Origin of the sequence: Amorphoplanes friuliensis DSM 7358 (genome assembly GCF_000494755.1) — a bacterium.
In the GTDB taxonomy this organism is placed as follows: domain Bacteria; phylum Actinomycetota; class Actinomycetes; order Mycobacteriales; family Micromonosporaceae; genus Actinoplanes; species Actinoplanes friuliensis.
The window spans coordinates 7,398,803-7,413,659 of record NC_022657.1 but is presented as its reverse complement, the minus strand read 5'-3'; the positions used below and the strand labels follow the sequence as shown (position 1 = coordinate 7,413,659).

At 72.0% G+C, this 14,857-nt stretch carries 11 protein-coding genes and 1 riboswitch; of the genes, 4 read left to right on the top strand and 7 right to left on the bottom strand.

Annotation, left to right across the window (positions count from 1 at the left end; genetic code table 11):
• Position 1: 1 nt before the first annotated feature.
• Positions 2 to 1,210, bottom strand: coding sequence for a ferredoxin-like domain-containing protein (locus tag AFR_RS34130; protein ID WP_041843109.1), 1,209 nt, complete (start codon positions 1,208 to 1,210; stop codon positions 2 to 4).
• A gap of 71 nt (positions 1,211 to 1,281) precedes the next feature.
• A riboswitch (cobalamin riboswitch) is annotated at positions 1,282 to 1,429 on the top strand.
• Between the two features lie 33 nt (positions 1,430 to 1,462).
• Here AFR_RS34130 and cobN point away from each other — a divergent pair.
• Entirely contained in the window at positions 1,463 to 5,011 is a 3,549-nt protein-coding gene (gene cobN / locus AFR_RS34125) for a cobaltochelatase subunit CobN (protein WP_023561390.1), read from the top strand.
• Between the two features lie 119 nt (positions 5,012 to 5,130).
• Positions 5,131 to 5,961 carry a hypothetical protein gene (locus AFR_RS34120; protein WP_023561389.1) on the top strand — a complete coding sequence of 277 codons (831 nt, stop codon included), beginning with the start codon at positions 5,131 to 5,133 and terminating at the stop codon, positions 5,959 to 5,961.
• Here the strand turns inward: AFR_RS34120 and cobF are convergent.
• The 3 genes from cobF to AFR_RS34105 form a co-directional block, all read right to left on the bottom strand.
• Positions 5,941 to 6,699, bottom strand: coding sequence for a precorrin-6A synthase (deacetylating) (gene cobF / locus AFR_RS34115; protein ID WP_023561388.1), 759 nt, complete (start codon positions 6,697 to 6,699; stop codon positions 5,941 to 5,943). The genes AFR_RS34120 and cobF overlap by 21 nt on opposite strands.
• Before the next feature lie 44 nt (positions 6,700 to 6,743).
• Positions 6,744 to 7,277 (bottom strand): hypothetical protein, encoded by a 534-nt coding sequence (locus AFR_RS34110; protein ID WP_148308147.1) that lies wholly within the window; start codon positions 7,275 to 7,277, stop codon positions 6,744 to 6,746.
• Between the two features lie 560 nt (positions 7,278 to 7,837).
• A complete protein-coding gene (locus AFR_RS34105) occupies positions 7,838 to 8,944 on the bottom strand; it encodes an ROK family transcriptional regulator (protein ID WP_041843107.1) in 1,107 nt (368 codons plus the stop codon).
• Positions 8,945 to 9,035: 91 nt separating this feature from the next.
• On the opposite strand from AFR_RS34105, the gene AFR_RS34100 reads away from it, so the two are divergent.
• A complete protein-coding gene (locus AFR_RS34100; protein ID WP_023561385.1) occupies positions 9,036 to 10,271 on the top strand; it encodes a YbiU family protein in 1,236 nt (411 codons plus the stop codon).
• Between the two features lie 107 nt (positions 10,272 to 10,378).
• On the opposite strand, the gene AFR_RS34095 is transcribed toward AFR_RS34100, so the two are convergent.
• Both AFR_RS34095 and AFR_RS44225 read right to left on the bottom strand, forming a co-directional pair.
• Positions 10,379 to 11,020, bottom strand: a complete 642-nt coding sequence (locus tag AFR_RS34095) for a response regulator (RefSeq protein ID WP_023561384.1) — start codon at positions 11,018 to 11,020, stop codon at positions 10,379 to 10,381.
• Complete coding sequence (locus AFR_RS44225; protein ID WP_148308146.1) at positions 11,021 to 13,252, bottom strand: sensor histidine kinase; 2,232 nt, start codon at positions 13,250 to 13,252, stop codon at positions 11,021 to 11,023.
• A gap of 97 nt (positions 13,253 to 13,349) precedes the next feature.
• Between AFR_RS44225 and AFR_RS34085 the strand changes: the two genes are divergently transcribed.
• Positions 13,350 to 13,658: a hypothetical protein gene (locus AFR_RS34085; RefSeq protein WP_023561382.1), complete on the top strand. Its 309-nt coding sequence runs from the start codon at positions 13,350 to 13,352 to the stop codon at positions 13,656 to 13,658.
• On the opposite strand, the gene dinB is transcribed toward AFR_RS34085, so the two are convergent.
• Positions 13,655 to 14,845: a DNA polymerase IV gene (gene dinB / locus AFR_RS34080; protein ID WP_023561381.1), complete on the bottom strand. Its 1,191-nt coding sequence runs from the start codon at positions 14,843 to 14,845 to the stop codon at positions 13,655 to 13,657. The two genes, AFR_RS34085 and dinB, sit on opposite strands and share 4 nt — an antisense overlap.
• Between the last annotated feature and the right edge of the window lie 12 nt (positions 14,846 to 14,857).

Genomic DNA, 14,857 nt, shown 5'->3' with positions numbered 1-14,857 from the left:
CTCAGCCCTTCCTCGCGGCGCCGACCAGCGCGCCCACTGCACCTGCCGGTGCGGAGCCGCTGAACTCCGGCGACCGCACCTCGTATCCCGTCCCGGTGGCCTCGACCCGCACGTGCGGCCCGGCCGGGCTCCCGCAACCGCGCTCACAACCGACCCAATGCACGGGCAGGCCCTCGCCCGCGGTGGTCGCGGCATCGGCGTCCGCGCGCACGTCGGCCAGCGATTTCGCGCAGCCCGGCCGCCCGGCGCAGGCGCTCACACCCACCCAGCGCGAGCCCGCCGACACCTCCAGCCCGGCGTCCCGCAGCGCTTCCACCCAGCCCTCGACCTCGGACGCGGGCAGATCGGGCACGACGATCCCGCGCCACGGCGTCACGACCAGGGCCGCGGCCCCCGACAAAACCTTCATCTGTACGGCGGTGAGGCGCCCCAGCGGCACCAGCGCACCGACGGCCCGGCGCCCGTCCGGCTGGGCGATGGCCCCGATCGGCTCGCGCACCGGCGGCCGAGTGAGGCGAACACGCTCACCCAGGCTCCGGCCCAGCGTGGCGGCAGTGCGTGCGGCGACCCGGGCCGGGCCGTCCGTCAGCTCCCGCACCCGCCAAGCCACACGATCCGCCCCTTGCTGCTGGGCGGTGCGCTCGTCCAGGAATGCGTGGGCGGCCGCCAGCAGCGCCGGGATCACCTCGCCGGTCGGCACCCGCAGGCCGGCGTCGGTGCCCGCGAAGAGGATCGCCACGTCGCCCTGATCGGGGAGCGGCAGCGCTGCCACGTCAGCCGGGAACGCCACGTCCCCCGCGCCGCTGTCGAGCGCAAAAAGGAACCTTCCGGGCAGCGACGCGAGCCGGGGATCCGCGCACAGCGCCTGGTCCAGTCCGGCCACGTCCGGGCCGCCGGCCAGTGGGGACGCGGCTATGTTGCGTACCAGCTCGTGGGTGTCGGAGGGCAGGAGGCCCGCCGAGCGCAGGCGGGCCGCGAGCTGGTCCACCGGAACGTCTTCGAGGGCTCTGAGCTGGAGATTGGCCCGGCTGGTCAGCTCGGCGTGGCCGTCACCCCACTGCTGGGCCAGGACCCGCAGCGCCGCCAGCTGCGCACCGGTCAGCCGCCCACCCGGCAGGCGGACGCGCGCCAGCGGCCCGTCGGCTGCGGCGTGCAACCGCAGGGCGCCCGGGCAGGCGTCCGCATCGGCACGTGGTGATGGCTGAGGCACGGCCCGGATACTACGGATCGGGCCCGACACTTTCCCGGCGACGGTCGGCATCGTCACACCGGCCACCCCGCCTTGACGTCACCCTCACCGGTCGCAAGAGTGGGAGTCCACGTGCGGCGACGCCGCGGAGGAAGCCGGTGCGAGTCCGGCGCGGTCCCGCCACTGTCACAGGGTCCTGATAGACCTTGCAGCCAGGAACTCCGGTCGCCGTGAATTCCTTCGACCCGGGGCGCGGACCCCGAGGGGAGAGCCGTGTTTCTGCTGCTGTCGACGTCCGACACCGACCTGCTGAGCGCCCGTGCCAGCGGCGCCGATTACCGCCTGGCCAATCCGGCCCGCACCGCGGTCGCCGACCTGCCCGCCCTGCTCGACGGGGCCGAGCTGGTCGTCGTCCGCATCCTCGGCGGGCGCCGGGCCTGGGAGGAGGGCCTCGACGCGCTGCTCGCCGGGCCTGTCCCGGTGGTGGTCCTCGGTGGCGAGCAGGCCCCCGACGCCGACCTGATGAAGCTGTCGACCGTGCCCGCGGGGGTGGCGGCCGAGGCGCACGGCTACCTGGCCTACGGCGGCGCGGACAATCTGGCGGCGCTGCACGACTTCCTCTCCGACACGATCCTCCTGACCGGTCACGGGTTCGCCGCGCCCGTGCCCGCGCCCGACTGGGGTCTGCTGCCGCGCGATGCCGCCGACACCACGGGCCCGACGGTCGCGGTGCTCTACTACCGCGCGCACCACATGGCCGGAAACACGAACTTTGTCGAGGCCCTCTGCCAGGCCCTCGAGGCCAAGGGCGCACGGCCACTGCCGATCTTCACGGCCTCCCTGCGTACGGCGTCACCCGAGCTGCTCGCCGAGCTGCGCAAGGCGGACGCCCTGGTCGTGACCGTGCTCGCCGCCGGTGGCACCAAGCCCGCGACCGTGTCCGCCGGTGGCGACGACGAGGCGTGGGACGTCGGCGTGCTCGCCGACCTCGACGTGCCGATCCTGCAGGGCCTGTGCCTGACCAGCAGCCGCGCCGCGTGGGAGGCCAGCGACGACGGTCTGTCCCCGCTGGACGCGGCGACGCAGGTGGCGATCCCCGAGTTCGACGGCCGGATCATCACCGTGCCGTTCTCGTTCAAGGAGATCGACCCCGACGGGCTCTCCGTCTACGTGCCGGATCCCGAGCGTGCCGCACGGGTCGCCGGCATCGCCGTCGCCCACGCCCGGCTGCGGCACATCCCGCCGGCCGAGCGGCGGATCGTGGTCATGCTCTCCGCGTACCCGACCAAGCATTCGAGGATCGGTAATGCCGTCGGGCTCGACACTCCGGTCTCGACGGTCCGCCTGCTCCAGGCCATGCAGGAGCGCGGTTACCAGGTCGGGGAGTTTCCGGGAGTGGCCGAGAGTGACGGCGACAAGCTCATCCACGCGCTGATCGCGGCCGGTGGTCAGGACCCGGACTGGCTGACCGAGGACCAGCTCGCCGGCAACCCGGTCCGCATCTCCGGCGACTCGTACCGTTCGTGGTTCGCGACGCTGCCGGCCGACCTGCGCGAGTCGATGGAGCAGCACTGGGGGCAGGCGCCCGGTGAGCTCTACGTCGACCAGGACGACATCGTGCTCGCCGCCCTGCGCGGTGAGAACGTCGTCGTGATGGTCCAGCCGCCGCGGGGTTTCGGTGCCAACCCGGTCGCGATCTACCACGACCCGGATCTGCCGCCGAGCCATCACTACCTCGCTGCGTACAGGTGGGTGGCCGAGGAGTTCGGCGCGCACGCGGTCGTGCACGTCGGTAAGCACGGCAACCTCGAATGGCTGCCCGGCAAGAACGTCGGCATGTCCGCCTCGGACGGCACCGACGCGGCCCTCGGTGACCTGCCGCTGATCTACCCGTTCCTGGTCAACGACCCGGGCGAGGGCACCCAGGCCAAGCGCCGCGCCCACGCCACCCTGGTCGACCACCTGATCCCGCCGATGGCCCGCGCCGAGTCGTACGGCGACGTCGCCCGGCTCGAGCAGTTGCTCGACGAGCACGCCAACATCGCCGCCCTCGACCCGGCGAAGCTGCCCGCGATCCGCGCCCAGATCTGGACGCTGATCCAGGCGGCCAAGATGGACCACGACCTCGGACTCGACAACCGCCCCGACGACGAGGAGTTCGACGAGTTCATCCTCCACGTCGACGGCTGGCTCTGCGAGATCAAGGACGTGCAGATCCGCGACGGCCTGCACATCCTCGGCGCCGCCCCGACCGGCGAAGCCCGGGTCAACCTGGTGCTCGCGATGCTGCGCGCCCGGCAGATGTGGGCCGGTCAGGTCGCCGCCCTGCCAGGTCTGCGCGAGGCGCTGGGCCTGGCCGAGGAGGCGTCCACCGCCGAGACCGACGCTGTCGAGGCGCAGGCTCACGCGCTGGTTGCCGCCATGGAGGAGCGTGGCTGGGAACCGGCTGCCGCCGCGGAGGTCACCGACGACGAGACGGTGGCGAACGTCCTGCGTTTTGCCGCCACCGAGGTGGTGCCCCGGCTCGCGCGAACGACCGACGAGCTGACCAACGTCCTGCACGCCCTCGACGGCGGATACGTGCCGGCCGGGCCGAGCGGCTCACCGCTGCGCGGCCTGATCAACGTGCTCCCGACCGGCCGCAACTTCTACTCCGTCGACCCCAAGGCCATCCCGAGCATGCTGGCCTGGGAGACCGGGCAGGCCATGGCGGAGTCGCTGCTCACCCGCTACCGCAGCGACTACGGCGACTGGCCGCGGTCCGTCGGGCTCTCGGCCTGGGGCACCAGCGCCATGCGCACGGCGGGTGACGACATCGCCGAGATCCTGGCGCTGATGGGCGTACGCCCGATCTGGGACCAGGCCTCACGTCGCGTGACGGGCATGGAGCCGATCACGCTCGACGAGCTCGGCCGGCCCCGCATCGACGTGACGGTCCGCATCTCCGGCTTCTTCCGCGACGCGTTCCCGCACGTGGTGGCGATGCTGGACGACGCCGTCGGCCTGGTCGCGGGTCTCGACGAGCCGCTGGAGCAGAACTTCGTGCGGGCGCACGCCCTCGCGGACGTCACCGCGGAGAAGACGTGGCGCCAGGCGACCACACGCATCTTCGGCTCACGGCCCGGTGCGTACGGCGCGGGCATCCTGCCCCTGATCGACAGCCGCAACTGGCGCGGCGACGCGGATCTGGCCGAGGTCTACGCCGTGTGGGGCGGTTTTGCCTACGGTCGCGGACTGGACGGCGTCGAGGCGCGGGGTGACATGGAAACCGCGTACCGGCGGATCGAGGTCGCGGCGAAGAACATCGACACCCGCGAGCACGACATCGCCGACTCCGACGACTACTTCCAGTACCACGGCGGCATGATCGCCACGGTGCGGGCGCTGACCGGGCGGGCGCCGGCGGCGTACATCGGCGACTCCACCAACCCGGACGCCACCAAGACCCGCAGCCTGACCGAGGAGACCGCCCGCGTCTTCCGCGCCCGCGTGGTCAACCCGCGCTGGATCGCCGCGATGCGCCGCCACGGTTACAAGGGCGCCTTCGAACTGGCCGCAACGGTCGACTACCTCTTCGGGTACGACGCCACCGCGGGCGTGGTCGCCGACTGGATGTACGAGCAGCTGGCCGCGACGTACGTCCTCGACCCGGAAAACCAGAAGTTCATGACCCAGTCGAACCCGTGGGCCCTGCACAGCATCACGGAACGACTGCTGGAGGCCGCGGACCGCAAACTCTGGGACTCTCCCGACCCGGACACCCTGGCCGCCCTCCAACAGGTCTACCTCCAGACCGAAGGCGATCTGGAGGGCGACGAATAACACCGGACTGGTTCACACTCCGCCACGCCTACGGCCGCGCGACGGACACACCGAAGCACCTCGAAGCCCTCGAGCACGGTGACCCCGAGGCGCGGCGGGCGGCGTTGGAACATCTCGAAGTGGCGGTGCTGCACCAGGGTTCCCCCGAAACGGCCGCGCCACCGGTGGTCCGCGCCGTCGGTGCGCTTCTCGTCGACGGCCGCGCCCACCCGGACGTGGTCGACGGCCTGATCGAGTTCCTCGGCTACGCCGGCCGATGCGTGCTGTATTCGGCCGAACTCGGTGAAGCCGTGGCCGAGGTCTATGCGGCGATACAGCCGATGCTCGAGTGGGGCCTGCCGTTTCCCCTGGCGGACAGCCTGGTGGCAATGGCTTGCACACCACTCCTGGCCGCGCAGCGTGCCGAGCTCGCCGCCGCGATCCGACGCCAGGCCGCCGAGTTTCCTCCGGGTCCCCTGGCCGCGCCGGGAGCGGCGGACTGGGTGCGGTTGCTGGCTGAGCTGGGTGAGGACGTTCGTGACCGGCTCGACGACCCGGATCCGGCGGTGCGGTTGCGGGCCGCGCTGGCCACGGAGGACGAGCCGGCTGCCCGGCGGATCATCCTGGCGGCGCTGCGGACGCCTCCACCGCGCGGCGTTCACGTGTCGGAGCTGGTGGGCGCGGCGATACGGGTGGCGGGAAGCTTCGCGGAGATATCCGAGGCCGCGTGCGCCGTTGTTGCCCGCGCACGGTGGACCGGGTTCGGGGACGACTGGGGGCCGCTGGTGGCGTTTGCTTTTCTGCGGCCGTACCGGGGTCGGTTGGACGACGCCCAGCGTGAGCTGGTCCGGGCGCTGGTGGCGAACGATGATCTGTGGGATCCGGCCAACGGCAGCGTCGGGCTGGTGTACCGGCAGGCCGGACTGCCCTACGACCGGGCAGAGTGCCGCTCAGCCCTGACGGCGACGTAGCAGGTAGGTGTCCATGATCCAGCCGTGGCGCTCGCGAGCCTCCGCACGCACCCGGCGAATCTCGTCGGCTACCTCGTCGAGCGGGCCGGAGACGAGCAGCTCGTCCTCGGTGCCGAGGTAGGCGCCCCAGAAGATGTCGACATTCGCCCCGTCGACCGTGCCGAACGTCTGGTGCGCGTCGAGCATGACCACTACGTCGTCCACGCCGGCCGGCCACTCCTCGGCCAGACGCCGGCCGGTCGTGACCTGGAACGGCTGACCGACCCGGTTCAGGCCGATCTTGTGCCGCGCGGCGAGGGTCGACACGCTGCTGACGCCGGGGATCACCTCGTACTCGAAGGTGGTCGCGCCACGCGCCAGGATCTCGTCCAGAATGCTGATCGTCGAGTCGTAGAGCGACGGATCACCCCAGACGAGGAACGCACCCGTCTCCTCGTCGAGCAGGTGCTCACTGATCAAGGCCTCGGTGACCTCGGAACGGCGGTGCCGCCAGTCGGCGATGGTGCCCTCGTAGTCGGCAGGGGCGCGGTTACGGTCGGGGTCGCGGCCCTCGGCGATGCGCCGGCTCGGACGGCCGTAAGCCTTGAGCATCTTGCGGCGCAGCTCGATCATGCTTTCCTTGGCCTCGCCCTTGTCGAGGAGAAAAAACACGTCGGTCCGGCCGATGGCCTTCGCCGCCTGCAGGGTCAGCTGGTCCGGATCACCCGCACCGATCCCGATCACGTAGATCTTCCGCACCCCAGCAGTCTGCCCCACACCGCGGACCTGTCACCGCGGGACCCTCATCGGCCGGTGACATCGCGGGCCCAGGAAGGGCTCGGCCGCGGTTTCACGACCACGCTCGCACCCGCGTCGACCAGGACGGCACCGAGCCGGTCGGCGCTCTCGCTGGTCAGGTCGTCCCAGACCGGTCGGGAGGGATCCTCGGCCCGCTGAAGTGCCTGACCAAAATCCAGGCCACCGTGCTCCCTCAGCTGCGCAACCACCTGAAAACGGTCCCGCCCGGGGTCGGTGACAAACACCGCGGTGGCGCCCCCATGCGCTACCTGCCACGGCGCCGGGTTGCCGTGCCGCACATAGCGCCACCATTCCCTCGACCCCAGAGCGCCGAAGACCAGAACAAAAGCCAACGACTGGATCGTGTAAGCCACCAGCTCGGGAGTCACGGCTGAGGAGAAGGCGCTCAAAGCGTTCAGCCCGACAACAACGATGAGGCGCGGAGCGGCGCGGCGAAGCATCCCTGCGATGACACGGGCCGGGCGGCTGGCGGGTGCGCGCTCCGGTTCGTCAACCACAGATTTCCGCCCCTCGGTCACCGCTATCGCACGACATCGTACGAAGTAGGAAGGCGGGAGTCGTCACCTGGAAAGGCGAATACCGGGCGCCAAACCGCCTGCTGCTACCGCGTGCGGGACGCCGACGCCCCGGTTAGTAAGTGTTTACTAACCGGCTGCGCCACGCCGGGGCTGCTCCGCGCCGGGCTGCGGCGGGCCGCGCCGGGCCGGGCTGCGCCGGGCTGCGCCGGGCCGGGCTGCGCCGGGCTGCGCCGGGCCGGGCTGCGCCGGGCTGCGCCGGGCTGCGGCGGGCCGCGCCGGGCTGCGCCGGGCCGCGCCGGGCCGGGCTGCGCCGCGCTGGAAGGTGCCGGGCCGGTTGCGCTGGGCTTCGCCGCGTTGAGTTGGGTTTGGGGCGTGCTGGGATGTCTTGGGCTGCGCCGGGCTGCGCCGCGCTGCGCCGGGCTGCGCCGGGCCGCGCCGGGCCGCGCCGGGCCGCGCCGGGCTGCGCCGCGCTGGGTTGCGCCGCGCTGGGTTGCGCCGCGCTGGGTTGCGCCGCGCTGGGTTGCGCCGCGTTGGGATGTGCCGGACTGGGCTGGGCTGAGTCAGACCGCGACCGCGGCCGCCCGCGCATGCTCGACGGCCACCTGTACAGCGCCGTGCAGCGCAGCGTCCGTCCCCAGCCCTCCGTACTCGATCCGGGTCGGCCCAGGAAACGAGATAGCCTCCCGCACCCGGGGGAGCAGCGCCGGATGTGTCCCCACCGGCCCGCCCAGCAGCACCAGTGCCGGATCGACCACCGCAGCCACCGAGTTGATCGCCCGTGCCACCGCCTCCGCGAGCACCCGCAGCGCAGCCTCGTCGCCGCGGTCGAGCAACATCAACGCCGCTGCTACGTCGTTCGAAGGCGCATCGGTACGGCCGAGTCCACCGGCAGCAAGGTCGGCCGCGATCGTCGGTGCCGACGCGCCCGGCAGGTAGCCGATCTCGCCGGCCAGCCCGTGGGCTCCGCGGATCAACTGGTCGCCGATGTAGAGGCCGACGCCGAGACCGGCTCCGACGTAGACGTACGCGAAGCTGGCCTCGCCCGTCGCCCGGCCGGCGCGGTGTTCGGCGAGCGCGGCGAGGTTGACGTCGTTGTCGACCAGGACCGGGGCTTTGACCAGGTCGCCGATCATCGAGGTCGGGCTGAGGAGACCTTCCGGGAACGGCGTACCGGCCAGGGGGACCGTCTGGTGCGTGACCGGGTCGACCGGGTTGGCGATCGAGACGCCGACCGCGCGCAGCGGACCCGCCCCCGCGGGGATCGCCTGGACCGCCGCGCGCACGCTCTCGACCAGCGCGGACACGTCGCCCGGCGGGGTCGGGCGGCGGCGGAGATCGGACAGGGTGGCACCGGAGAGGTCGGCGGTGCGGGCGTGGACGCCGGACTGGTCGAGTTCGAGGCCCAGGACCCAGCCGGCCTGCGCGCCCAGCGAGTAGAACGTGCCGACGCGACCGCGGCGGCCGGTCTCCTTGAGGCCTGTTGCGTCGAGCAGGCCGGCCTCGACCAGGCGACGGACAGCTTCCGAAACCGTGGGCCTCGAGTAGCCGGTGACGTCGGCGAGCTCGGCGCGGGTGGTGCGGCCCTGGCGGATGGTTTCGTCGAGGAGGCGGCGGTCGGTGGCTTCGCGGAGAACCGTCTGCGGCAGTGCTCGGCCGACTTCGTTCACACCCACCCCTTGTGATCTTCCCCGTGCCTCTCTTACATTAGGACAAGCTTCTAGTTAGGTCACCTAATCAAATCGCCCAGGGAGGCACCCAGTGATCACCGCACCGGACGACATCCCCGCCGCCATCCGCGAGACCAAGGCCAAGCTCCGCGCTCAGGTCGGTGACGTCGCCGGCGCGTTTGCGCAGGCCGAGGCCGCCGTCCGGGCCGAGGTCGCCGAGGTGGTGGCCCAGCGCGAGCGTGGCGAGGAGGTCTGGCCGGTCGTGCGGTTCGCCGACATCGCCGCCGGCACCGTCCCGGCCGAGACGGTCGAGGCCGTCCGCCGCCGCGGCTGCGCGGTCGTCAAGGGCACCTTCCCGCGCGCCCGCGCCGAGGCCTGGGACGCCGAGCTCGTCTCCTACCTGGACCGCAACAACTTCGCCGACACCTACCGCTACGTCGACGACGGCGTGTTCGGTGGTCTCGCCGCGAGCAAGCCGTCGATCTTCCCGATCTACTGGTCACGGCCGCAGATGGAGGCGCGTGAGGACGACAACATGGTCGCCGTCCGCGGCTTCCTCAACTCCTTCTGGCAGCACGAATCCGAGGGCAAGATCTGGTTCGACCCCACCCGCGACACCGCGTACCCGGACCGCGTGCGCCGCCGCGAGCCCGGCAGCACCTCGTCGGGCCTGTCGGCCCATACCGACTCGGGGTCGATCGAGCGGTGGCTGCTCCCCGCGTACCAGAAGGTTTTCCGTCATGTTTTTGCCGGCAACCCCGAGGCCTACGACCCGTGGGACGGCGCCTACCGCACCGACGTCCACGAGTACGAGTCGACGGTGATGTGTTCGGCGTTCCGCTCGTTCCAGGGCTGGACCGCACTGTCCGACATGGCGCCGACCGAGGGTGTGCTGCACGTCGTGCCGATCCCGTCGGCGATGGCCTACCTGCTGCTGCGCGCGTTGCAGGACGATGTGGCCGACGACGACCTGTGCGGTGCCGCGAACGGCCAGGCCCTGCCGATCAGCGAACGCTGGCACCCGGCGCTGATGCCCGCCCTGACACCGATCCCCGCGGTCGAGCCCGGCGACACCGTGTGGTGGCACGGCGACATGATCCACTCGGTCGGCGCGGTCGAGGACCAGCAGGGCTGGGGCAACGTCATGTACATCCCGGCCAGCCCGTGGTGCGAGAAGAACGCCGCGTACGCCGCCGAGTGCGGTGAGGCGTTCCTCAAGGGTGTCAGCCCGACCGACTTCGCGGCCGAGGACTACGAGGTCACCTGGTCCGGCCGCCCGTCCGCCGACGACCTCTCGCCGACAGGCCGCGCCCAGCTCGGCCTATGACGGTAAACCAAGGTCGCGTCCGGCTCGGCCTGTGACGCCGACGCCGGTCCAGGGCGGCCGCGGCCAGCGGGCCTGTGACGCCGAGACGGCGCCGCGCTCAGCTCGGCCTATGACACGCTGAGGTAGGTGAGCACGGCCAGCACCCGGCGGTGCCCGTCACCGCTGTCGGGCACCCGCAGTTTCAGCAGGACACTGCGCATGTGGGTCTCGACGGTGCGTTCGGCGAGCGAGAGCCGGGCGGCGATCGCACCGTTCGACCAGCCCTCGGCGGCGTGGGCGAGAACCTCCCGCTCCCGCGGTGTCAGCACGGCGAGCGGGTCGGCGCGCCCGGTCGACGCCAGCAGCGCGGCCACCACCTCGGGGTCGAGCGCGGACCCGCCGGCAGCCACCCGCCGGATCGCGTCGAGAAAATCGTCGACCCCCAGCACCCGGTCCTTCAGCAGATAACCGAACCCCCCGGTCGCCACCAACGGTACGCAGTGACGGGTCTCGACGTGCTGTGACAGCAGCAGTATCGGCAGGCCCGGATGCTCTTCCCGCAGGCGCCGGGCCGCCAGGGCGCCGTCGACCGTCATCGTCGGCGGCATCCGCACGTCGACGACGGCGAAGTCGGGCCGTTGCTCCGCCACAGCTGCCACGAGGGCGTCGGCATCGGCCACCGCCGCCACAACTTCGTGACCGCCCTCGGCGAGCAGCCGGGCAAGGCCCTCGCGGAACAGCGCGGAGTCCTCGGCGAGCACGATCCGCATTCAGATCACCGCTTCGATCCGGGTACCGCCGCCGGGCGGACTGTCCACGGTCAGTTCCCCGCCGAGCGAAGTGACCCGGTCGCGCACGGAGGTCAGCCCGAAGCCCGGGCTGGTGCCGCCAACGCCGTCGTCGGTCACCTCGATCCGCAGGCCGGGACCGCACGGCTCGACGACAACGCTGATGCCGGTGGCCCGCGCATGTTTCATCGCATTGGTCAGCGCCTCGGCAACCAGGAAGTACGCCGTGGTGGCCACCGCCTCGGACGGATCCAGCTCCGGCACGACGAGGCTGACCGGCACCGAACTGTCGGCAGCCAACGCCCGCAGCGCCGCGGCCAGCCCGTCCTCGAGCCGCGCGGGCCGGATGCCGTGCGCCAGCCGCCGCAGATCGGCAACGGTGGCAGCGAGCGTGCTGACGGCAGCCTCCAGATCCTGATGGGCGGTCAGCGCGGGATCGATGCCGCGCTGCACCGACCGCAGCCGCATCCCGACCGCGATCAACTGCTGCTGCGCACCGTCATGCAGATCCCGCGCAAGACGGTGCCGCTCGGCCGCCCCGGCAAGCGCAAGCCGTGACCGGCCCGCTCGAGCATCGTCGAGCGCAAGCCGCAACTCGAGCCGTAGACGACTCACCTCGATCGGCAGCCGCGCCTGCAGAGCGGCCTCACGAGCACGCCGCAACCGCCGCGCCGACGAGATCCCCAGAACGATGACCCCGACCTCACTGTCACCTGTCCGCAAAGGAACCCGCACCGCTTCCGCCCCCACCCCACCGGAAAGCCGAGCGGAAAGGCCCGCCCCGACCGGAGCTTGCGCCTGCCCAGCAAGCCCCGGCCCGGCAGCAAGCCCCGGCCCGGCAGCAAGCCCCGGCCCGGCAGCAAGCCCCGGCCCGGCAGCAAGCCCCGGCCCGGCAGCAAGGCCCGGCCCGGCAGCAACGCCCGGCGGGGCAGGAACGCCCGGCCCGGCCAGATGGACCGGCTCCGAAGGTGGTCCGAGCTCGGCCGGCCGCCCGGCAAGGTCGACATAAACGCCGGGCGGACTACCCGGCAGCCGCACGAGAAGCCGGAGCCCCTCATCCCGAAGGACCGCACGCAGCACGCTCTCCGTCTCCTCCGGCTCAGCCTCACCACCCCGAACCCGCCGGACGAATTGCTCAATACGAGCCCGGCTGACCGTGCCGTCCCGGTCGACGACCCGGCCGACCAGTTCGTTGAGCAGCCGGTGCAGCGGCAGCAGGCACATCGCGGTGACGAAGGCCGCCCCGGTGAGCCCGGCCGTCGAGTCCGGTCCGGCGATCTGGGCGACACCGGCCACCACCGCCGCGAAGATCGCTGCCGAGACCACGGACGTGCCGAGCCAGGCCAGCGTTGTGCCCAGCAGGCGGTCGACGTCGAAGAGATCGTGCCGGACGACGGCGATCGCGATCGCGCCCGGCACCGCGAGCACCATCATGGCCAGGAAACCCACGTAGGCCACCCCGGTCGGCGCACCGAGGATCTCCGCGATCCATCCGGCGGCGAGCAGCACCGGTACGGTCAACGCGCCGAGCAGCAACCATCGCAGTTGGGTGCGGAGCATTTCTCCGCCGCGCCGATAGCGGATCACCAGGCTGGTCACCGCCAGCGCCACGGCGGCGAGCACGGAGCACAGGGCCGGGACGAGGAGCCCGAAGAACACCGCGTCGGGCACCCGAATGGCAAATACGCCCGGCTCGTTGGACTGCGGCTGCAGCAGCGAGATCGTCAGGTTGACGGAGATGCCGGCGACCACGCAGAACGCGATCACGCCCCGCCACCGTCGCCCCGGGAGCAGTCCGTCGGGGAAGACCAGGCACAGGCTGACAAAACCGGCCAGGTTCCACACCCAGACGCCGGACTGGACAACGGCGAACCACGTCGCCGCCGGCCAGGGGTCGGCGGTCAGCGTGGTCTCACCCCAGCCTTCGATCGTGAACACGACCGCGGGCGCGGCACCGACCCAGCTCAGCGCGGCACCGACGGGACCGGTCCGCACGCGCCACGACAGCAGCAGGCCGATCACGACCGGAACGCCGAGCAGCACCGAGTCCGTCGCCCATTCGACCGGGGACAGCGGCCGGGCCGGGCTGAAGGTGAGCCCGGCCAGCAGCGTGACGGCCGTGGCGTAGACCAGCACGGGCAGCAGGGCGCGCCTGCGCATCCGGCCCACGGCGATCATCGCGTCATCATCACCCCCGAGCACCGTCCGAGTCATCAGTGGCAGCACGTAGCCCAGGTCCGGCGCTGGCCCGGATGTGCGCGACGGGCCTCCTCGGCGAATCTGGTGGCCCGTTCACCTCGGAGGGAATCTCATGGAACTGATCGTCACGGTGCTCGTCGCGTTCCCGCTCGGTTTTGCCGTCCGGAACCGCATGGCCGCCTTTGTCGCCTACATCGCCGTCCACTCCTTCGTTTTCACCTTCCAGACCGCGCAGCTCGTCCGGGCCTGGGTCGGCGGGGACCATTCGGCCTTCCCGGCCGACGGCGACGTCGTCCCGTGGTCCTACCTGATCGTCAACGCCGTGATCTACGCCGCCGGCCTCGGCCTGGTCGCCCTCGGCCACCGCCTCCGCTCCCGCCGCACGAACACCAATCCAAAGGCAGCCGACCTCGCGGTCTAATCCGGCAGGATCGGGACGGAGGGGTTCAGGTCGTGTCCCAGTGACGCGGCTCGTTTGACCGAGGACGAGCCGAACCTGTCCCGGACCTTGTCGAGGGCCGTGTCCAGGCCGTCCTCGACCTGCACGTCGAAGGGCAGCTCCAGCTGGACGGCACCGTCGCTGTCCAGGTTGCCGACCGCGACGCCGACCAGCGTCAGGCCGCGTTCGTCGATCAACGGCCGGGCCTCGCGGAGCAGCTGCCGGGCGGTCTCCAGGATCGTCCGGGTCTGCATCGTGGCCTTGAGCAGGCTGCGGGAGCGGGTCGCCCGGGTGAAGTCGCCGAACCGCAGGCGGAGCGTGATCGTGCGTCCGGCCCGGTGGGCCGAGCGCATGCGGCGGGTGACGCGGTCGACCAGGGCGGCGAGGGTGGCCTCGACCTCTTCGAACGGGCGGGGCCGCCGGCCCAGCGCGCACTGCGAGCCGATCGAGCCGCGCCGGTGGCCGGTGCGGACGCGGCGGGAGTCGTGGTTGTGGGCGAGGGCGTGCAGGTGGCGTCCGGCGTGGGCGCCGAGCATGGTGACCAGGGCCGCCTCGCCGATGCGGGCGACGTGGCCGACGGTGAAGATGTGGCGCTCGCGCAGCTTGCCGGCGGTGACGGGCCCGACGCCCCAGAGGCGTTCGATGGGCAGGGGGTGCAGGAAGGCCAGTTCTTGGCCGGGCGGCACGACGAGCAGACCGTCGGGCTTGCCGACCCCGCTGGCCACCTTGGCCAGGAACTTGGTGCGGGCCACCCCGACAGTGATCGGCAGTCCGGCGCGGTCGCGGACCTCGTTGCGCAGGCGGGCGGCGATGGCCGCGGGCGTGCCGCGGATCTTGAGGAGACCGGCGACCTCGAGGAACGCCTCGTCGATGGAGATGCCCTCGACGATCGGTGTGGTGTCGTGGAACACCTCGAAGACCAGCTTGCTGGCCGCGGAGTAGGCCGACATGCGCGGCGGCACGACGATCGCCTGCGGGCACAGCGCCCGGGCCTGCGCGAGGCCCATCGGCGTCCGCACGCCGTACGCCTTGGCCTCGTAGCTCGCGGCCAGCACCACCCCGCCGCCGACCAGCACCGGCCGGCCGCGCAGGGAAGGGTCGTCGCGCTGCTCGACCGAGGCGTAGAAGGAGTCGAGGTCGGCGTGCAGGATGGTCGCCTGGTCGGACACGCGGTCATCTTC

Coding starts and splice junctions, on each gene's coding strand:
- AFR_RS34095 (WP_023561384.1), bottom strand. CDS start 11,020: ATGCGGATCGTGCTCGCCGAGGACTCCGCGCTGTTCCGCGAGGGCCTT.
- AFR_RS44225 (WP_148308146.1), bottom strand. CDS start 13,252: ATGACTCGGACGGTGCTCGGGGGTGATGATGACGCGATGATCGCCGTG.
- AFR_RS34085 (WP_023561382.1), top strand. CDS start 13,350: ATGGAACTGATCGTCACGGTGCTCGTCGCGTTCCCGCTCGGTTTTGCC.